Genomic DNA, 19,972 nt, shown 5'->3' with positions numbered 1-19,972 from the left:
GATGGAAGGTGTTTTCAATGCAAAAGCATATTCTATTAGTAGAAGATGAAAAAAACATTGCACGATTTATTGAACTAGAACTGAAGCATGAACAATTTGGAGTGACAGTTTGTTCAAACGGCCGTATTGGTTTAGAGACGGCTCTAGAGCAAGAATTCGATGTCATTTTACTCGATGTTATGCTTCCAGAATTAAATGGAATTGAAGTATGTAGACGCATTAGAGCCATTTCGGATGTACCTATTATTTTAATAACCGCTCGAGATGCTGTAATTGACCGTGTAGCTGGTCTAGATGCGGGAGCTGATGATTACATTGTAAAACCTTTTGCTATTGAAGAATTATTAGCAAGAATTCGCTCAATTTTAAGGCGATATACTTCGATCGAGTCAACAGGACAACAATTAGTATTTAAAAATATTACTATTGATTCTCCGGCATACACTGCCTATGTCAATGAGGAAATACTTAGTTTGACTAAAACAGAATTTGATCTACTCAGCTTATTAATTGAAAATAAGAATCGTGTTTGTACCCGTGATCAAATTTTAGAGCAGGTATGGGGTTATCAATCTGATGTGGAAACAAATGTCGTAGACGTATATATCCGTCACCTGCGCTCAAAACTACCAAAATTAGAAAGTGGCTACATTGAAACAGTGCGTGGAGTTGGGTATGTGATGCGAGAATGAATAAAATCCAACATTATTTATCAAACCAGTCGTTAAAAGGGAAATGGGCACTTACATCTGCTGTCGTCATTTTCGTTAGCTTTGCTGTCATTTGTTCCGTCCTTTACATTGCTATCCACTCATGGCTGTTAAATGAGCAGGAGCAGTCAGTAAAGCGTACAATGGATGACTTAACAGTGTTCTTTGAATCTCAAGGTAATTTCTTAACCATACATGATATTCAGTCAAATAAGGGGCTTATGAATTCTATTGTAGATAAGAATCAAACAGTCCGTATACTGAATCAAGATAAAGTAGAAATATTACGTATTAATGATTCAACGAAAATCATGCCTTCAGTACCAGAAGGTTTACCAAACCACGGTTATGCTATTTCGAAAGAAAAGGTAGAGAATGTAGATACGTTTTTGGCTGCATCGACAATCAAGATTGGTCCTTTTTCAGGCTATATACAATTGACGCACCCCTTGACTTCGTTTCTATCACTTATGCGATATATTTTAACGGCTATGTGTATTTTAGGGTTAGGGGCCCTCATAGCATCTGCAGGAATAGGCTATATTTTGGCGACTACATTATTGAAACCACTAGACGACCTGAGACTTGAGATGACGGAAGTGGCAGAACAGGGATTTAAGGCGCCCATTAAACTTCAATACGATGCCAAGGATGAAATTGGTGACTTATTGACCGTATATCGATCGATGATGGGGGAACTAGAGCAATCATTCCTTAGCCAACAACAATTCATTTCTGATGCCTCTCATGAGCTGAGAACCCCTATTCAAGTAGTAGAAGGACACCTATCGTTAATTAAAAGGTGGGGGAAAGACGATCCAGCTGTTTTGGAAGAATCATTAAATACTTCCTTACTAGAAATTACACGTATGAAAAAGCTTATAGAAGAGATGTTAGAACTTGCAAGAAGAGAACAGAACGATTTACAAAACAATGCTGATATTCTTATGATTACTGCCGATATTATGGAGGAAATAAAAGTACTATCCCCAGATGCAACGATTGAATTAGAGGTTGATTCAGAAAATAGTTACAGGGCAATTATTTCTGACAATGCTTATGGCCAGATTTTACGCAATCTTATGCAAAACGCTATACGTTATTCGGAAAATAGTCCAAGGATTAAAATCCGACTTTCAAAACAGCATGAAAATGTGCAAATTGAAGTATCAGATCAAGGTATTGGTATTGCAGAGGAAGACCAAGCACGGATATTTGACCGATTTTATAGAGTCGACTCATCTCGTTCCCGAGATGGTGGGGGCACAGGATTAGGATTGAGTATTGTAAATATGCTGGTAAATAAATACTGTGGAACGATAAAAGTGAAGAGTAAACTCCATTTCGGTAGCACTTTTTCTATAGAATTGCCAGCTGAAAAATGACGTTTTTATCAAAGTTTATTCTATTATTAGTTCGTTCAAGAAAAAAATTGCTAAATTTGTTGAAAACGATTGTATTTTTTGTGAAGAGTAGTAAGATTGAAGGGGAAAAATGTTCTTCTTGATTTATTAATACAGTTGTTTCACTTAAGCAGGAAGAATGGTAAGATAGTTAGTGGATTTTCAAATTATTAATTAAATTAATTAATGGAACTGCCACTTGGCAAAAAAGTTGGAGGTAATTCTACATGTCAAACAATGTTTCACCTGTAAGCTCACCATGGGCAGCTTTTTCAGGTCCCAACCTTGGCTATGTGATGGAAATGTACGATTTGTATTTAACATCACCAGAAGAAGTTGATCCAGAACTTGTATCATTATTCGAACAATACGGAGCACCAGTTCAAACTAGTGAAGTATCAAACGCTACAAGCGTTGAACCAGGTAACTTTGCAAAAGTTTTAGCTGCCGTTCAATATGCGGATGCCATTCGTGTATATGGTCACTTAGGAGCAGACATTTATCCTTTAAAAGACCATCCACGTGACACTACTCGAATCGAAGCAAAAACTTACGGTTTATCTGATCAAGATCTAATCGAAATACCTGCTTCGTTATTATTAAAAGACATTCCTGCAAGCGTTAACAATGGATTAGATGCAATTAATTACCTAAAAGCGATTTATACAAGTAAAATTGCTGTAGAAATTGCACACGTTGTTAACAGAGAAGAGAGTGTGTGGCTACAATCTAAAATTGAAAGTGGCGTATTAAACGCAGGTCTTTCAAATGATGAGAGAAAAGCAGTTTTAAACCAACTAACAAAGGTTGAAGGATTTGAGAAATTCATCCACAAAACATTTGTAGGACAAAAACGTTTTTCTATCGAAGGTTTAGATGCATTAGTTGTTCTTATGGATGAAATCGTTCACCGTTCAGAAGACAAAGGTGTAAAAAATGTTATGATCGGTATGGCTCACCGTGGTCGCTTAAATGTGTTAACGCATGTATTACACAAACCATATGATATGATGTTTGCTGATTTTGCGCACGTTCCAAATGAGTTATTTATTCCGAAAGACGGTTCTTTAGAAGTAACTAAAGGATGGTTTGGCGATGTTAAATATCATATGGGTGCTACATATAACAGCAAAAAAGGTGCAACAATCAAATTAGCCTATAACCCATCTCATTTAGAAGTAGTAAGTCCGGTTGTTACAGGTCAAGCTCGTGCAGCTCAAGATAACACTTCTAAAGCAGGTGCTCCAACTCAAGATGCTAAATCTGCTCTAGCGATTTTAGTTCATGGTGACGCAGCGTTTGCTGGTCAAGGTGTTGTAACTGAAACGATGAACTACTCACGCACAAAAGGATTTAACACAGGTGGTTCAGTTCATATTATTGCTAATAATATGATTGGATTTACTACTGAGCATTATGATTCACGTTCAACTGTTTATTCTTCAGACCCTGCAAAAGGTTATGAAATTCCAATATTACACGTTAATGCGGATGATCCAGAAGCAGTTGTACAAGTGGCTCGTTTTGCAGTAGAATATCGTGAACAATTTGGTAAGGATATTTTAGTAGACTTAGTTGGTTACCGCCGATATGGTCATAATGAAATGGACGAACCAATGATCACAAACCCAACAATGTACACAGGTGTTCATGGTCACGATACAGTACGTGCATTGTACGGTAAAGCACTTGCAGGTCAAGGTATTGTAACAGCAGAAGAAGTTGCTACTTTAGATGCTGATACACAAAAAGAAATGCAAGCAGCATATGATCATGTGAAAGAAGTTGGCGAAGGGCAACATGTTGAAAACGAAATGCCAGAAGCTGTGAAAAACGGTTATGATATCGTAGAAACTGGTGTTGAGCGCGAACGTCTAGAAAAAATGAACAAAGAATTATTAACATGGCCACAAGACTTCAATGTCTTCAAAAAACTAGGCAAAATCCTTAGCCGTCGTGAAGATGCATTCGTAGGTAAAGGTAAAATTGACTGGGGTCATGCTGAAACGTTAGCTTTCGGAACAATTACACAAGAAGGTAATTCAATCCGTTTAACAGGTCAAGATGCACAACGTGGTACATTCGCACACCGTCACCTTGTGTTACATGACGAAAAAACAGGTGCAGAATTAACACCATTACACCATATTACTGGTGCAGACTCTTCATTTGTAGTGTATAACAGCCCATTATCTGAAGCTGCTATCGTAGGCTATGAATATGGCTATAATTTAGAAAATGAGAAAAATCTAACTATCTGGGAAGCGCAATACGGTGACTTCGCAAACATGGCTCAAGTAATGTTTGATAACTTCATTTCTGCATCTCGCTCTAAATGGGGTCAAAAATCAGGTCTTGTTATGTTATTACCGCATGCTGCTGAAGGTCAAGGTTCAGAACATACAAGTGCTCGTTTAGAACGTTTCTTACAATTAGCTGGTGAAAACAACTGGACTGTTGCAAACCTATCAAGCGCTGCAAACTACTTCCATTTATTACGCCGTCAAGCTAAGATGTTAGGTACAGAAGCAATTCGTCCATTAGTTCTTGTATCACCAAAATCACTATTACGTAATCAAATCGTAGCTGCAGATGTAGAGGAATTAGCAACTGGTCATTTTGAAACAGTTATTGAACACCCGACAACTGGTTCAGCTACGAAAAAAGTAGAGCGTATTCTATTTGCTTCAGGTAAAGTAGCTATTGATATTGCAGAAAAAGTTGGAGATGGTAAAGATTTCGATCACGTACACTTAGTACGCGTTGAACAACTGTACCCATTCCCATCTGAGAAAATTGCTGCAATTATTAAACGTTTCCCTAACGCAAAAGAACTTGCATGGGTACAAGAAGAACCTCAAAACATGGGGTCATGGACATTTGCAGATCCTTATATGCGTGAAGTAGCAGAAGACAAAGACGTTCGTTACATCGGTCGTATCGTACGTTCATCTCCTGCTGAAGGTGATGCAGATTCATACAAAGCTGAACAAGCACGTATTATTGAAGAAGCTGTAACTCGCTAATAGCGAATATTTTGAAGGAGGAAATTATTGTGGCTGAAATTATTGTCCCGGAATTAGCAGAATCTATCACAGAAGGTACGATCGCACAGTGGGTGAAAAAACCTGGTGATAAAGTAGAAAAAGGTGAGTTCATCGTTGAACTTGAAACTGATAAAGTAAACGCTGAAATTATCTCTGAAGAAGCTGGTATTTTGAAAGAAATCCTTGCTGAAGAAGGCGATACTGTATTAGTAGGTGCTGTAATTGCAATCGTTGAAGCAGGTGATGCTGCTGCAACTCCAGCAACTCCAGCACCAACACCAGCAGCTGAAGAGGCTGCACCGGCACCAGCTGTAGAAGCACCAAAAGCTGCACCAGCACCTGTAGTTGTAGAAGAATCATCTTCAACTGAGCGTGTAATTGCTAGCCCAGCTGCTCGCAAATTAGCTCGTGAAAAAGGAATCGACTTAGCATCTGTATCTCCAGTAGATCCTCAAGGTCGAGTTCGCGTACAAGATGTGGCTGCACATGGTACAGCGCCAGCTGCTCCTGCTGCAAAACCAGCTGAAGCACCGAAAGCTGCTACTCCTGCAGTTGACGAATCTCGCGTGACAGTTGAAAAAATGTCTCGTCGTCGTCAAACAATCGCAACTCGTTTACTTGAAGTAAAACAAAGTACGGCAATGCTTACTACTTTCAACGAAATCGATATGACAAACGTTATGGCACTTCGTAGCCGTAAAAAAGATCAATTCCAAGAAAAGCATGATGGAACTCGTCTTGGTTTCATGTCATTCTTTACAAAAGCAGTAGTTGCTGCACTTAAAAAATATCCATACGTTAATGCTCAAATCGTAGGTAATGAAATCCACCTTAATAACTTCTATGATGTTGGTGTTGCTGTATCTACTGACGATGGATTAGTAGTACCAGTTGTTCGCGATTGCGACCGTAAAAACTTCGCTGAAATCGAAGATGCAATCGGTGGTCTTGCTAAAAAAGCACGCGACAAAAAATTACAAATCGCTGACTTACAAGGTGGTTCATTCACAATCACTAATGGTGGTGTATTTGGATCATTAATGTCTACACCAATCATGAATGGTACTCAAGCTGCTATCTTAGGTATGCATACAATCCAAAAACGTCCAATCGCTGTTGGTGATGAAGTACAAATTCGTCCAATGATGTACGTTGCACTATCTTATGACCACCGTATTATTGATGGTAAAGATTCTGTAGGATTCTTAAAAACTGTAAAAGAATTACTTGAAAACCCTGAAGACCTATTATTAGAATCTTGATTTATAGCCTAAACCTTTTGTAAGAAAGTAATAAGCCCTACACACCTTTTGAGAGTGTGTAGGGCTTATTTTTATTAGGTGTAAAGAGAAGTAGTAACGGACGAAAAATAACCTAATGCGAAGCTTAAATTAAGTTATATTAACATTCGTTTTTATTGTTGAGCAATGTTGCTTTTGTGAACATGCGTAGATTGATAAAGTAGATAATACTGTTTCCTTTGAAGCAGTACTAAGTAGTTCGGTCGCTATACGTTGTAGTTGATAGGTTTCAATAGTCGTCAATTTTTGTGGATTTAACTGTCGTTCCATGCGCTTCACCTCTTATATTCATTATAAGAACATTCGTTCCTTTATTCAAGGGGAATATGACAACAAAATCGGACAAATTTGAAATGTTTTTAAGAAGAAAAGAAATAAAAATGAATTTAGAGCAAGATAGAGAAGTTAATGGAGGGTATATAATTAGCTCATTGATTATAAAGCATTCAATGAGCTAAATCGTATTGCTATCTAAAAACTCATGGAGTGAAAAAATTCATCGTAATGTTTCTTTCATTAATTGCCCCATTTGATTGCTGAGTAATCCTAGCTCTTCAATAATTGAGCTGAAGTCTTGTACTAGCTCAGCTTGTTCATTAGAAGCAGAATTGATCTGACTCATACTGCCCATTAAGCCTTGTAAATTTTGCGTGATATTTTTCAGTGAATCTTCAATCTTTTCGGTAGCCGACTTTGTTTCTAGAGATAGTTTTCGAACTTCTTGAGCAACAATATTAAATCCAGCACCATGTTGACCTGCTCGTGCAGCTTCAATTGAGGCGTTTAACCCAAGCAAATTCGTTTGTTGAGAGATTGATTTGATAAAATCTGTAACGCTATGAGAAGCTTCTGAATCAGCAAGAGCTAGACGAGATTGTTCGGTAATTTCAGTACTTGTTGCTGCTAGCTCCTCTGAATGAGAGGCAACAAGATGTACTTTATCCTGTAAACCTAGGACAGCATTTTGTAGATGATCCATATAAGATTGTAATTTCTCTTGTTTCTCCATTGAAAATACTAAACTAAAAGCTCCAATTACATGACCATTTTCTTTAATTGGATATATGTTAGTGTGAAGTAAGACTCCGTAAAATTCGGCTGGTATATCTCTTTTAACGTTTTTCCCCGTAAAGGCTTGTCGTAATTCTTCAGTATCTTCCATCGTGTCACCAGTCTTTACTCCTAGATCAACTTTAGTTCCTGGAGACGCAAAGTAAACCTTGTTTTGACCACGCTCAACAATACTCACAAAGATTTCATTATTGAATGCCATTTGTATGTAAGGTGTAGCTTGTTTTAAGACTTCTAATAAACTCAAACAAAAAACCTCTCTTCTATATACTAGTCATCTGATATAAGTGCTTTGTATCTACAATTATTTCGTGTATAGATAAAATTGACTATATTTATAATAGCGTATATTAGATATAGAGTAAATATTTCGATTATTCGAAAGGGGGAAATTGTGAAAAAATACTTAGTATCGACAAAAATTAAAGGGAGAAATGAGACTACTTCTAAAAAAATCTCAATTTCAATTCGTGTAACAAAAAAATCCTTTTATAAGTAAGTGTTAATACTGATAGAGTATTGAGCAATTAAAAAATAAAAAGGTCGTCTTTTAAGACAACCTTTTTATTTTGATTATCTTCTTTTTTTTAAATCAGTAGTCGGTTCATCTGTAGACTTAATCATGGTCTTACCAAGAGTCAATAAAGTAAGAAACATAACTCCAACACCAACTGCTAAATAAAACATCGTAAATACTTTACCCAGATTTGTAGTTGGTGTGAGCGAAGTATCTACACCACTCGGAATCAGACTGACAACACAAAAGTATATGGCATCAAGTATAGACCATCCTTCTACTTTTGTATAAAACATCGTTCCTGACAAAAGGATAAAAAATAAGGTTGTAAACAATGAAATAAATAACGGTTGCTTAAAAGCACGGATTAAAGCCTTTAAAAGACGTTTTGTAGTTAATATAAATGAAATCATACATTCTCTCTTTCTATTGCTATATGAAACTAGTATACAACAGATGGAATATATATGAACAGTTTTAAAGAGTAGGTCTAAGTATCTGCGAAAGGTTGAAAAATTAATAATATAAAACTATTTTTGGTCTTTGAGACCATAAATATTTGATAATATGATATAGTGATTAAAAATTGTAGTCTATACGATTCTTTTTTAATTGATATTAATAAAACGACTATATTTAATGTGGAACTCTCCGAAAAAACTATTGAGAGTGTTGCTTACATTGAAAATATACCGTTTTAAAAATTAGATTCGGAGGAATTAAGTTGAAGAAAATGCTAAAAAAACTAAGCGTCCTTTTCATGGCGATAATCTTTTTAGGCAGTTTAGCAAGTCCAATTTATGCTAAAGCAAGTACGCCAAAAACAAAAAAAGTAACACTAACTGAAAAGAGTAGATTGTTTACTAAGCAAGGCGGATATGGAAGAAAATCAACAGTAGCTGCAAAAAAGAAAGTAACGATTATAAAAACAACTAAAGATAAATGGATGCAAACAAAAGATAAAAAGTGGATAAAAGACGGTTTTACTGGTGATTATATCTATCTATCGAAAAAAACAACGACTTATAAAAAAGAAAAAGGATCGAAATCAGCAAAGAAACTTGCAGCTGGAATTTATAAAGTGAGTGTTGCAAATACAAATGGTTGGATCAAAGTCAAAAAAGGTAGCAAGACATACTGGATTAAATCTGGTAAATTTGTCGACAGTTACATTGATTTAGGAAATAAAAAAATGCAAGATCAAATAGTTACTATTTTAAATAAAGAACGTGCAAAAAAGAAACTGAAACCTTTAAAACAAGATCCTAAGCTTACAAAGCTAGCGATCATTCGTTCATTAGATATGGAGAAAAATCGCTATTTTAGTCATACAAGTCCAACTTATGGAAGCTGGTCTAACCTCCTGAAAGGGTCAGGTTATAACACATATGCATCAGGTGAGAATATTGCAGCAGGTTATTCTACTGCAACAAGCTTTATGAATGGTTGGATGAATTCCCCTGGTCACAGAGCAAATATACTATCACCTAATTATCAAAAAGTTGGAATAGGTATTGTTGTTTCAGGTAAAAACGCTCAATATCCAACATATGGAACTCAAATTTTTGCAAAATAGCTATAACCCCCCCTCTTGTCTAACCACATGAGGGGTTTTCTATTTGGAGAACTTCTTAACAATTTTCTCACTCTCAACCTCTTGTTTAGTGAATATTCAGTTATAATGAAATGAATATCTATAAAGGGGTTTTTGAAATGGTATTACATATGAAAGAGGTATGTTTGAAACGAGAAGGGCAATGGATTCTAGAAAATATTAATTGGCAAATAGAAAAAGGGGAGCATTGGGTATTGTACGGTTTAAATGGAGCCGGCAAATCAGCTTTGTTGAATATGCTATGTTCTTATTATTTTCCGACAAAGGGTGATTTAAAGGTAGTAGGAAGAACATTTGGGAAATCCGTTTTAGGAGAAGAGCTTAGAAGGAAGATTGGCCTCGTATCATCAGGACTTCAACAAAAATTAAATCCCAATGATAGTGCATTTGAAATCGTTCTTTCAGGTGCTTTTGCTTCGATTGGTCTATATGAAAAGCCAACACCGGTTATTCGGGAAAAGGCAATAAGTATATTGAAAAAACTAGGGAGTATTGAATACGCCGATCGTGATTATCAAACTTTATCGCAAGGAGAAAAGCAAAGAATATTGATTGGTCGTGCCTTAATGGATGATCCAGAGTTACTCATATTAGACGAGCCTGCTACTGGGTTTGACTTCATAGCTAGAGAACAATTGTTAAAAACAATTGGTGAAATTGCAGCTTTAGAAAGCGGACCAACAATAATCTATGTCACACATCATATTGAAGAAATTCTACCGGTTTTTCAGAAAACATTATTATTAAAAAAGGGCCAAGTATTTGCTTCTGGAAGTACAATCGATATGCTAACAAGTGAAAAGCTTTCTTCATTTTTCGATATTCCAGTAGAAGTTATTTGGTACAATAATCGTCCATTATTATCAAAGCGGGATTAAATGAACTTAAAAACTAACTGTTGAATTTAGTATTAGATACAACAGCTAGTTTTGTATTTTGAATAATAATTATTTAGACTGCTTTTCCAATAACATGATAATCTTATCCAATTTTTCATTTAGTTCGGTAGATTCATTCTTAGGAGTTGTATTTATAATGATTCTTCTAATAAATAGCATAAAAGAAATCGTACCTAATATCATTAAAGCAATGACAATAATTATTAGCATATCTCCAACATTAAACAATTCATCCCTCCTTCAACCATACATGCTTTTAAAAAGGATATTAATTCAATTTTAACATGTGTAACAGGAATTATGTGATTAACATATTAAAAGATTCATCGATAAATACAATTTTGAAATAAATATACATACGTTTCTTTCTTTATTTGTATAATTATTTGATGTGTTATGAGTAAAATATCAAAAACTAATCAAAATGCGATAGATTAATTTCCAATATTATGATAAGTTTATATTAAGTGAATATTGTATGCCAGAATTAGATGTAGTACATACATAAAAGGGAATTCGGTGAAATGCCGAAGCTGTATCCGCAACTGTAAATGCTGATGAAATAAGGAAATACCACTGTTTTATACGGGAAGGTCCTTAAAGTAAATTGATGCATAAGCCAGGAGACCTATCTAATTCATAGCGTATATCTACTCTTCGGAATAAAGTGAGATTACGGCAAAACAATCTATATTAGACAATACTGTTGTCCTATATTTCTTTGTATTTATGCTATTTCTCTATGGAGAAATAGCTTTTTTCATTGTTAAGAACTTTTAATTTCCAACATTTAATATATGAGTAAGAGTTAAATAGTCGACTAGCATGAAAAAGCCGAATTCCGAATCCAACAAATCTAAATAAAATCGGAGGAATTCAAATGTTAAAACGTTCATCTAGTATGGTGTTAGCTTTTGTTATGCTACTATCACTATTATCGCCGTTTACAGCTCAAGCTGAAAATAATATGGTAGTAAACAATGAAGACCATACTTCTCAAACAACATCACCACAAGTAATCAAAGAAAAACTAGTGAACTCTTTAGAGAAGGCAAAACAATATTATATTATAAACAACCAAACTATTAGTTCTAGAGTAATCAGTTCCCACAGTGGCTACTGGTCATTATCAGCAATGTATGCACTAGGCATGGATATTAAAAACTACAAGTGGGCAGAGGGCTCAGAAGTTACTAGTGAACAATCTTATTGGATGAAACCAAAAGCGGCTACTTCAAGCACTTCAAATGAAGACGCAGGTACTATTATTGGTGCATATATTCTAGGATTAGATCCAACAAATCTTGGACAACGCAACATTGTTGAAGATTTACAAAACAAACAAAAGGCTGATGGTAGTTTTTTCACAGCATACGGTGAATCTTGGGCATCAATTGCGCTAGGCTTAGCAAATGCAGACTATGATAAAGCCAAACATTTAGAAGTAATTTTAAAGAAACAAAATAATTCAGGATTATTCTCTGGATTTGGTTCATCTGATGACTTAGATGTAACAGGTTGGAATTTAACTGCATTAACGTTATTAAATAATACTGATAAGTCCAATGAAACAATTAACGAGTCTATTAAAAAAGCAGTAGATGGTATTCATGCAAAATATCAAAAAGATGGTTTTGTAGATAATTCAAACTCAATGGCAAGTATTATTATGGGACTAGCTACAGCTGGAGAAGATTTAACAGCTGACAAATGGAGCTATGAAAAAGACGGTAAAAAAGTTAACATTCTTGAAAAAATGATTGATGATTATCAATTAGAAGATGGTTCGTTTAAATGGATGATTAAAGATTCTAAAACAAACTTAATGGCTACTGAACAAGTAATCATTGCGTTAGCAGACGCATTGAATGGAAAATCAACATTTGCGAGATTAGCAGCTGGTGAAATACCAGATACTAATCCACCAGTGGAAAATCCAGATACTGAGGGCCCAACTGAACTTACAGTGGGAACAATTTCAAACAAAACAACATCAGTAACAGGAACAACAGAAGCATATGCAACAGTCTCAATATACAATGGAACTAAACTTCTAACATCAACAAAAGCTAACAATAAAGGAACTTTCGCGTTAAAGATTCCTGCACAAAAGGCGAATGTGAAATTAGTAGTAAAGACTACAGATGAAACTGGCAATGCTGGTGTAACAAAAACAATTACTGTACTAGATAAAATTGGACCAACAAAACTTATAGTAGGAACAATTTCAAACAAAGCAACTACTGTAAAAGGGACTACAGAAGCTAAAGCAACAGTTTCTATTTATAAAGGCTCTAAACTACTTACATCAACAAAGGCAAGTAGCAAAGGTAACTATACGCTGAAGATTACAAAACAAAAAGCAAACGTAAAATTAGTCGTAAAAACGAAAGATACAGTAGGTAATAAAGGCGTATCAAAAACAATTATTGTAAAAGATAAAATTGCACCAAAAAAACCAACAGTATCTAAAATCACATCGAAAACTACAAAAGTAAAAGGTATAACTGAAGCAAAAGCAACAATTACAATCTACAATAGTAAACATAAAAAAATTGGCTCAGCTAAAGCATCAAGCAAAGGAAATTTCAGTGTGAAAATCAAAAAACAAAAAGCAAATACTAAACTATCAATTTATGCGAAGGATCTAGCAGGAAATAAAAGTAGCAAACTTAGCGTGAAAGTGAAGTAACGGTAGTATGAAAAGGGGCTGTCCAGAAAGTCGGTGAATACCGGCCTTTGAGGGTAGCCCTATTTCTTTATAATTGAATCTGTTTAACTTGATTGTTGTTTTTGGCTAATTAAGAAGCATATTCAACTTAAAGCTTATTTGGCTTGATCTCTATAGATAATGAGAAATTGATCGCAACGAAATATCTTCGAAATTATTAAAGTGATACAATTGCATTTGATACAGATGAACAAAGCCTAAAAATGTTTTTGATTGAAAGAAGTTTAAATTACCTAAATATAAAGGTTTTTGAAAAATTTTATAGAATAGTTCTCTTAGTGCAATACCTAAAAGGAGTTGAGTATTTGATTACCATTTTAGAGAACATTATGGAATTAGCTTTCTTATTAATATTCATTTCTAGCGCAATTTATTGTAGGCATCTTAAATTAACTAAGTGGAAAAGAAGACTTTCTAAAGGCGAAATGACAATGTATATAATTACTTCAATTGCACTTCCAATGTACGCAATTACTTATTTTATTCTCCTTCTTGGAACATAAAATATGCTGTACGATCTTATTCGTTAATTTAACAAAAGAACGAGTTTATTTAAACATTCAAATCACGATAAAAGGTATAGATATCGGAGTTGGCCAATATATTAGGTACAACTCTATTTTTTATGTAAAAACAACAATGAATTTTAACATATGTTGATAAAACTAAAGAAAAGCGGATGAAAAGAAATTTGAATCCAAGCATTAATATACTGTTTTAGCTTTTTTCTAGATGCAAGTGATATGATAAAATAATAATAGAAATATAGTGAAAGAGTGATTTAATGCAGGTCAATGTGAAGGATACAAGTTTAGTACTTGAGGGCGGAACATTCCGTACGTTATTTACGTCAGGTGTCCTCGATGCTTTTTTAGATGAAGAGATTATGATGCCACATGTTGTCGGTATTTCAGCAGGGGCTATTAATGCCTGTTCTTATGTGTCAGAGCAAAAAGAGCGTTCACTTCGCGTCCTTGTTAATTATCGTCATGACAAACGCTATATAGGCGTTCGTAATTTTTTGCGAGAAAGAAGTTTATTTGGATTAAACTTTGCTTACAATATAATTCCAAACGAGCTAGATAAATTTGATTGGGATAGATTCCAACAATTCGAGGGAACAGTAAAGTTTGGTGTAACAAATGCGTATACAGGGGATATAGAGTATAAGGACGCACTTGATATGGATAAGGAATGTACGTTACTGCGCGCTACCTGTGCAATCCCTGTATTGTTTCCAGAGATTAAAATAAATGATACACCATACTATGATGGGGGATTAGCAGATCCAATTCCTATTCAGCATTTAGTAGATGAAGGTTTTGAAAAGCATGTGCTTGTGTTAACCCGACCTAAAGGCTATAGAAAAGTAAAAGATCGTCAAAGTAAATTAGTTATGAAGCTCCTTCGTAAACGATATCCCAATTTAGTAAAAAGCATGGAACAGCGTGTGGATCATTACAATGCCTCGCTCGATTATTGCGAACGATTGGAAAAAGAAGGAAGAGTCTTTATCTTCAGACCAGATGCACCCTTAAATAGTTTCGAAAAAGATTTAACCCAAATGCGAGCAAATTATGATATGGGCTATCAGCAAGCCGCGAAACAAATGGATGAATTAAAGGCTTTTTTAAATATATAAATGAGCAAAAAAACAGATTCTCATATTCGAGAGTCTGTTTTTGCTTTATTAGAAAGAAGTATTATGAGCCTAAAGTATAGTTGGCTTGTCGTATTAATAATCTACAATGAGCATATGAAAGAATTGAAAAAAACATAAAATCATTGAATTTATTTATCGTTGTTTTTTTCTTCAGTCAATACAAACTCGATTCCAGCCATTTCTACTCCATTAATGACAATGGCTATTCGATGTTCACCTGGATAGTGTTTTCTAGTAGATAACTGTTTAAAAGAATGACTTCTAGTATAAGTATATTCTCCAGGTAGATACGTATTTTCTGTTATCTTAAAGAGCTTTCTTCTTGTTATACCATTTGCTTTCATAAAATCAATGCCATATTCGATCCGAAGTTTTGCTGCATCTATAGTGGGGTTGGCAAAAGTGAACTGAAATGTTAATGATTCACCAATAGCTAGTTGATCTGTTGAAAGTTCAAACTCATTTATTTTAACAATAGGATTGTTATGGAATCCAAACAATGTGAGTGTAGTCGGGTCTGCTTGTCTAAGTAGGGTTCTACAAGCATGTTTGATAATCCAATCTGTTTTAGGGTTATGACCCATCCAACTCTTACCTAAGGACTTCACTAATTCAGGATGATCCTTTGTTATATCATTTAAATTATTTGCCACACTTTTACGGACATATTCACTTTCATCTGCTTTTAATAACTCTAAAATAGGGATAATTGATGTAGGGTCTTTTTTAAACATCTTCAAAGCAGGACCCCACGGAAGACGCGGTCGACACCCTTCACTCGCCAATCTACGCACATGCTCATTTTCATCTCTTGCCCATTTTTCCATAATAGACATCATTTTCTTCGGATCTTTTTCAATAAATGGGCGTACAGCAAATTCGGAGCTGGATGTAAGTGTAAAGAGTTTTAATGCTTCAATAGAAGTTTCCCAATCTGATAAGCCATAAGCTTCTATAAAATCAGGGAAAAATAAGTACTCAAAACCTTTGCAATCAGGAACAAGTTGACTTAGTACAGCAATGGCATCCGGATAAGAAGTGGGTAAGGTAGCTCTTAGTGTATGAGTAATATGTCTAGTTCGTTGTTTTAACTCACGTTGTTCCCATTCTTCATCAAATAATAGAGTCATGAACTGCTGTTCGTTAAATTCTGGATAGACGCTTGTTACCTTCTTACAAAATTGTTCAAAAAACGCTTTATTATAAACATCTTTTAGTAGTTCTGCCATAATTCTTTTTACTCCTTTAAAAAAGATAATACTTTCTATAAAAAAATAAACTTCTGACTCATTACTGAATTAGAAGTTTAAGTATACCTTATTTTGAAAAGTGGTATAAAGTAGTGATTCCTTTAATAATAGATCACTCATACTGCCTAATCTGATTTCGTCCATTTTCTTTTGCATTATATAAAGCGATATCGGCATTTTTGAAGATCTCGTGGAAAGAATTTATTTCGCCTTTTAGGTTTGTTGCCATGCCCATACTAACTGTAAATGTTAGTATAGTATCTTCTATAGGTATCTTCATTGCAGCCAATGTATGATTAAGAGTATTTGCAAATTTCATTACCTCAGTTGATGTTAGGTGACGGAGTAAAATAACAAATTCATCACCACCAAAACGAGCTGCGAAGGTTGTTTCTAGATTGGACAATTCTTTGCAAGTGTTTGCGACTAGCTTGATGACATCATCGCCAATTAAATGTCCGTATTGATCGTTAATTGATTTGAATTTATCGATATCAAATACTAGACAAGTAACATTCGTTTTTTCATTTGCTGCTTCTAATAACCACTTTGCTGCTACATTTTCTAAATGATAACGATTGTAAATATTCGTTAAGCCATCTAAGTTTGACCGTTCTTGAATAGCTGCCACACGATGTTGAATTTCTAGCTGGAGGGTTGTTTTATAGATAGCGGCTTGTTTCAGTTCTTGTAAAATATCAACATATTCTTTGTAATAATAATAACCGTCTTCAAAGTGATTTAACCGTTCACAAAGCTCTATTAGCAGTGAGATAATTCTTATTTTAGAAGCTAAATTCCCTGCTTTGGACGTTAGTTCTTTGCAAGTAGTTGCTGCTTTATAACTTACTTCGAATTGACCTTTCAAATAATACAACTCTCCGACATATTGATAATAAAGGATTTGCCACTTAATAGAGTTAGAATCATCCAAACAAGCTGATAATGTACTTAAATACTTGGTAGCATCATTTAGTAGAGTAAGTTTTAACGATGCCTCAACAAGGTTACATAATGCCTGGAACGTAAGCTGGGGAATATCGGCATGTTTTGATAATGCTAAATCCAACCCATGCAAAGCAAATTCATGTGCTTCGTCAAATTTTTGCTCCGCAATAGCTACCTTGCTTAAATTACAAAAACAATTGCACATCATATCAGTAGCATAAAGTTTTTTGGATAGGTCCATATTTAAAATTATTGTTTCTCTTGCTTTTTCCCAGTTTTCATTATATTCATAAAGAAAAAATAGAAGAAGATAAAGGTTCTCTTTTTCTTGATCACTCAAATCCTCTTTGTTTTGTTGACAGTACTCATCGTATAAAAAGATATAGTGGAATGCGTTTTTTAAATCAGCTAATGCATGGTATGAAATTGCAAGGTACATATAGCCAGAACGAATACTAATCCTATCTTGTTGTAACATAGCTTTTTCAACTAGCTCATGCCCAAATTTAATAGTCTCTTGGAGGTTTCCGGATAAATAAGTAGCGTGCGTTGTATTTTTTAATTCGTCAATTGTTAACAGCATTTACACAACCACCTTTATATTAATTCTTTATAAAAATAGAACAAAGGTCAGGAGAAAAGGTACTTAAGAACTATTTTAACCTATATGTTTACAAAATGTTAGCTAATACCAAAAAATTGCAACAAATAGAGAAAATAATAAATGAACAATGATTGAATAGTTATTATGATAATGGGAATATACTATCAAATAAGAAGTTTTTACAATTGGTATAGTTTTACATATATAAAGGAGTGCGCTTATATGGATAAACTAGCTGGTCAATCTTTTCATACGGTACAGCACAATATTGAAAAAATGAAAGAGCTTTTTCCGGAAATTTGTACAGAAAACAAAATAGATTTTGCTAAGCTTCAATTGATATTAGGTGAACAGATAGAAACTGAAAAAGAACGGTTTGATTTTACATGGAATGGTAAAACAGAGGCGATACAATCAGCCCAAAAGCAAACGACAGGAACCTTAAGACCTGATATTGCAGGGAGTTTAGATTGGGAAACAACGAAAAACCTTTATATTGAAGGGGATAACTTAGAAGTATTGCGAGTACTTCAAAATAGTTATCATAATCGAGTAAAGCTTATCTATATTGATCCTCCATACAATACTGGAAATAATTTTGTTTATAAAGATAACTTCCGTGGCCCGATGAAAAACTATAAAGAACATACGAATGAAAGTTTAGAATCGAATGCAGTGACTAGCGGAAGAGTTCATACAGAATGGTTAAATATGATGTATCCGAGATTGAAAATCGCCCGTAACTTATTGTCAGATGAAGGGGTAATCTTTATCTCCATCGACGATAATGAAGTGGATAATTTAAAACGTATTTGCAATGAGATATTTGGGGAAGAGAATTTTGTCACGACCATTGTTGTCAAGATGTCTGAACCAACAGGTGTAAAAATGACGCATGTTAAAAGAAAAATTCCTAAATTAAAGGAATATGTACTTTGCTATAAAAAAAGAGATGCTACATTTGAAAAAATAAGAATCCCTAAAAGTACATGGGATAATGAATATAAAACAATTCTCACAAATATAAATAAAAAAGAAATAGAAGAATTAAAAGAGATTCGTGATAATGAAGATCGAACTATAGAGGACATTAAAAGAAGTGATGTCATTTTAGCAAACATTCAATTAGTCCCTGTTTTTGAATTTGCAAAAAGGAACAACATTGAAAAAAAAGATTTTGAAGGATTCTTGTTTTCTAATGCTTGGAGAATAATTAGAACCGTTTCAGTAGCGGCTAGTGTCAAAGCTATTGCTGATGAAAAGAGAAAAACAAATCGAAATCAAGCATTTGTTATGACCACGCCAAATAACAAGCTGTATTTTATTAATAATCACTATAATACAGCTGTGGATTCACCACGTATTAAAATACTTTTTGCTGATGATTATTTGACCGTACATCCATGTGATTTCTGGGCAGATATTAAAACAACCGGTTTAGATAAAGAGGGATTTGTGGATTATCGAAACGGTAAAAAACCTTTAAAATTAATAAAAAGATTATTAAGTATGGTCGCTTTAAAAGACGATGATATAGTGATGGATTTTTTCGCTGGATCAGGGACGTTTGGCGAAGCGACTGTTCGATACAATATTGAAAGTAATCTATCACTCCGTTATATACTGGTGCAAATTAATGAAAACCTTGAGCAAATACAAGAGAAATTATCAAGTGAAGCTAAAAAAGATACAAAGAAACTAATTGATTATTTAAAAAGTGTTGGTAGAAAGCCGTTATTATCAGAACTTGGAAAAGAGCGTTTGGTATGTATGAAAAGGGAGGTACAACATTCCACTCACCATGATTTAGGTTTTAAAAATTTCAAACTAGATACGACGAATTTAAAAATATGGGAAGAATACCTATCAAATGTAGAACAGATGCCTTTAAATTTAGCTCAACCTGTGAAACAGGGAAGAAATGAAGAGGACGTTTTATTTGAAATACTTCTCAAGCAAGGAATAGATATAGCACTACCAATTGAACGATTCATACTAGGGGGATGTACCGTTTTTTCAGTCAATGGAGGTACAGTATTCATTTGTCTTGAAGAGGACCTATCACTAGACCAAATTAATATCTTAGCAAGTAAAAAACCTAGTCGTATGATATTCTACGAAGATTGTTTTCATAATGAAGCAATACGCAACAAGGCACAGCAAATATTAAAGCAAAATGGTGTAGAAAAAGTTCTAGTAATATAGTTAGGTGT

The 19,972-nt window shown here is 34.4% G+C and carries 15 protein-coding genes and 1 riboswitch; of the genes, 9 read left to right on the top strand and 6 right to left on the bottom strand.

The features are described 5' to 3' along the window. Positions 1-17: 17 nt before the first annotated feature. The 4 genes from MHH98_RS14325 (at position 18) to odhB (ending at position 6,422) form a co-directional block, all read left to right on the top strand. Positions 18-692: a response regulator transcription factor gene (locus MHH98_RS14325; protein WP_038189869.1), complete on the top strand. Its 675-nt coding sequence runs from the start codon at positions 18-20 to the stop codon at positions 690-692. Then, complete coding sequence (locus MHH98_RS14320) at positions 689-2,095, top strand: HAMP domain-containing sensor histidine kinase (RefSeq protein WP_340713124.1); 1,407 nt, start codon at positions 689-691, stop codon at positions 2,093-2,095. Before MHH98_RS14325 ends, MHH98_RS14320 begins: the two co-directional genes overlap by 4 nt. Positions 2,096-2,340: 245 nt before the next feature. Continuing rightward, on the top strand, positions 2,341-5,139 hold the full coding sequence (locus MHH98_RS14315; protein WP_038189864.1) for a 2-oxoglutarate dehydrogenase E1 component: 2,799 nt from the start codon (positions 2,341-2,343) through the stop codon (positions 5,137-5,139). A 29-nt stretch (positions 5,140-5,168) separates the two neighbouring features. Then, positions 5,169-6,422 (top strand): 2-oxoglutarate dehydrogenase complex dihydrolipoyllysine-residue succinyltransferase, encoded by a 1,254-nt coding sequence (odhB, locus tag MHH98_RS14310; protein WP_076065953.1) that lies wholly within the window; start codon positions 5,169-5,171, stop codon positions 6,420-6,422. 129 nt (positions 6,423-6,551) lie between these two features. On the opposite strand, the gene MHH98_RS14305 is transcribed toward odhB, so the two are convergent. The 3 genes from MHH98_RS14305 to MHH98_RS14295 all read right to left on the bottom strand — a co-directional run bounded on the left by MHH98_RS14305 (position 6,552) and on the right by MHH98_RS14295 (position 8,462). Further along, on the bottom strand, positions 6,552-6,731 hold the full coding sequence (locus MHH98_RS14305) for a hypothetical protein (RefSeq protein ID WP_038189843.1): 180 nt from the start codon (positions 6,729-6,731) through the stop codon (positions 6,552-6,554). Between the two features lie 226 nt (positions 6,732-6,957). Beyond that, positions 6,958-7,779 (bottom strand): methyl-accepting chemotaxis protein, encoded by an 822-nt coding sequence (locus MHH98_RS14300; RefSeq protein WP_076065954.1) that lies wholly within the window; start codon positions 7,777-7,779, stop codon positions 6,958-6,960. A gap of 326 nt (positions 7,780-8,105) precedes the next feature. Continuing rightward, entirely contained in the window at positions 8,106-8,462 is a 357-nt protein-coding gene (locus MHH98_RS14295) for a potassium channel family protein (RefSeq protein ID WP_076035413.1), read from the bottom strand. A gap of 320 nt (positions 8,463-8,782) precedes the next feature. On the opposite strand from MHH98_RS14295, the gene MHH98_RS14290 reads away from it, so the two are divergent. Together MHH98_RS14290 and MHH98_RS14285 are read left to right on the top strand one after the other, a co-directional pair. Continuing rightward, entirely contained in the window at positions 8,783-9,625 is an 843-nt protein-coding gene (locus MHH98_RS14290; RefSeq protein WP_235175781.1) for a CAP domain-containing protein, read from the top strand. 137 nt (positions 9,626-9,762) lie between these two features. Beyond that, positions 9,763-10,542, top strand: coding sequence for an ABC transporter ATP-binding protein (locus tag MHH98_RS14285; RefSeq protein WP_076035414.1), 780 nt, complete (start codon positions 9,763-9,765; stop codon positions 10,540-10,542). Positions 10,543-10,611: 69 nt separating this feature from the next. On the opposite strand, the gene MHH98_RS14280 is transcribed toward MHH98_RS14285, so the two are convergent. Then, positions 10,612-10,791, bottom strand: a complete 180-nt coding sequence (locus tag MHH98_RS14280; RefSeq protein WP_051448834.1) for a DUF4083 family protein — start codon at positions 10,789-10,791, stop codon at positions 10,612-10,614. A gap of 244 nt (positions 10,792-11,035) precedes the next feature. After that, positions 11,036-11,214, top strand: a riboswitch (cobalamin riboswitch). 229 nt (positions 11,215-11,443) lie between these two features. On the opposite strand from MHH98_RS14280, the gene MHH98_RS14275 reads away from it, so the two are divergent. Further along, positions 11,444-13,255, top strand: coding sequence for an Ig-like domain-containing protein (locus tag MHH98_RS14275; protein ID WP_076035415.1), 1,812 nt, complete (start codon positions 11,444-11,446; stop codon positions 13,253-13,255). A gap of 823 nt (positions 13,256-14,078) precedes the next feature. After that, positions 14,079-14,936 (top strand): patatin-like phospholipase family protein, encoded by an 858-nt coding sequence (locus tag MHH98_RS14270; RefSeq protein WP_038189825.1) that lies wholly within the window; start codon positions 14,079-14,081, stop codon positions 14,934-14,936. 149 nt (positions 14,937-15,085) lie between these two features. Here MHH98_RS14270 and MHH98_RS14265 read toward each other — a convergent pair whose 3' ends face one another. Both MHH98_RS14265 and MHH98_RS14260 read right to left on the bottom strand, forming a co-directional pair. Beyond that, positions 15,086-16,186: a DNA alkylation repair protein gene (locus MHH98_RS14265; RefSeq protein ID WP_340713122.1), complete on the bottom strand. Its 1,101-nt coding sequence runs from the start codon at positions 16,184-16,186 to the stop codon at positions 15,086-15,088. A 133-nt stretch (positions 16,187-16,319) separates the two neighbouring features. Further along, the gene (locus MHH98_RS14260) at positions 16,320-17,738 is read right to left on the bottom strand and encodes a GGDEF domain-containing protein (protein WP_076035418.1); all 1,419 of its coding nucleotides are present in this window, start codon (positions 17,736-17,738) and stop codon (positions 16,320-16,322) included. A gap of 165 nt (positions 17,739-17,903) precedes the next feature. On the opposite strand from MHH98_RS14260, the gene MHH98_RS14255 reads away from it, so the two are divergent. Further along, positions 17,904-19,964, top strand: a complete 2,061-nt coding sequence (locus MHH98_RS14255; RefSeq protein WP_143691546.1) for a DNA methyltransferase — start codon at positions 17,904-17,906, stop codon at positions 19,962-19,964. Positions 19,965-19,972 lie beyond the last annotated feature (8 nt).

This window comes from Viridibacillus sp. FSL H8-0110 (genome assembly GCF_038003565.1).
Taxonomy (GTDB): Bacteria; Bacillota; Bacilli; order Bacillales_A; family Planococcaceae; genus Viridibacillus; species Viridibacillus arenosi.
The sequence above is the reverse complement of the archived record's forward strand: the minus strand, read 5'-3'. Positions and strand labels throughout refer to the sequence as shown.

What these genes read in the sequence shown, in the direction of transcription:
- MHH98_RS14265 (WP_340713122.1), bottom strand. Translation starts at nt 16,186, where the DNA reads ATGGCAGAACTACTAAAAGATGTTTATAATAAAGCGTTTTTTGAACAA.
- MHH98_RS14260 (WP_076035418.1), bottom strand. Translation starts at nt 17,738, where the DNA reads ATGCTGTTAACAATTGACGAATTAAAAAATACAACGCACGCTACTTAT.
- MHH98_RS14305 (WP_038189843.1), bottom strand. Translation starts at nt 6,731, where the DNA reads ATGGAACGACAGTTAAATCCACAAAAATTGACGACTATTGAAACCTAT.
- MHH98_RS14275 (WP_076035415.1), top strand. Translation starts at nt 11,444, where the DNA reads ATGTTAAAACGTTCATCTAGTATGGTGTTAGCTTTTGTTATGCTACTA.
- MHH98_RS14320 (WP_340713124.1), top strand. Translation starts at nt 689, where the DNA reads ATGAATAAAATCCAACATTATTTATCAAACCAGTCGTTAAAAGGGAAA.
- MHH98_RS14295 (WP_076035413.1), bottom strand. Translation starts at nt 8,462, where the DNA reads ATGATTTCATTTATATTAACTACAAAACGTCTTTTAAAGGCTTTAATC.
- MHH98_RS14325 (WP_038189869.1), top strand. Translation starts at nt 18, where the DNA reads ATGCAAAAGCATATTCTATTAGTAGAAGATGAAAAAAACATTGCACGA.
- MHH98_RS14315 (WP_038189864.1), top strand. Translation starts at nt 2,341, where the DNA reads ATGTCAAACAATGTTTCACCTGTAAGCTCACCATGGGCAGCTTTTTCA.
- MHH98_RS14255 (WP_143691546.1), top strand. Translation starts at nt 17,904, where the DNA reads ATGATAATGGGAATATACTATCAAATAAGAAGTTTTTACAATTGGTAT.
- MHH98_RS14290 (WP_235175781.1), top strand. Translation starts at nt 8,783, where the DNA reads ATGCTAAAAAAACTAAGCGTCCTTTTCATGGCGATAATCTTTTTAGGC.
- MHH98_RS14285 (WP_076035414.1), top strand. Translation starts at nt 9,763, where the DNA reads ATGGTATTACATATGAAAGAGGTATGTTTGAAACGAGAAGGGCAATGG.
- MHH98_RS14270 (WP_038189825.1), top strand. Translation starts at nt 14,079, where the DNA reads ATGCAGGTCAATGTGAAGGATACAAGTTTAGTACTTGAGGGCGGAACA.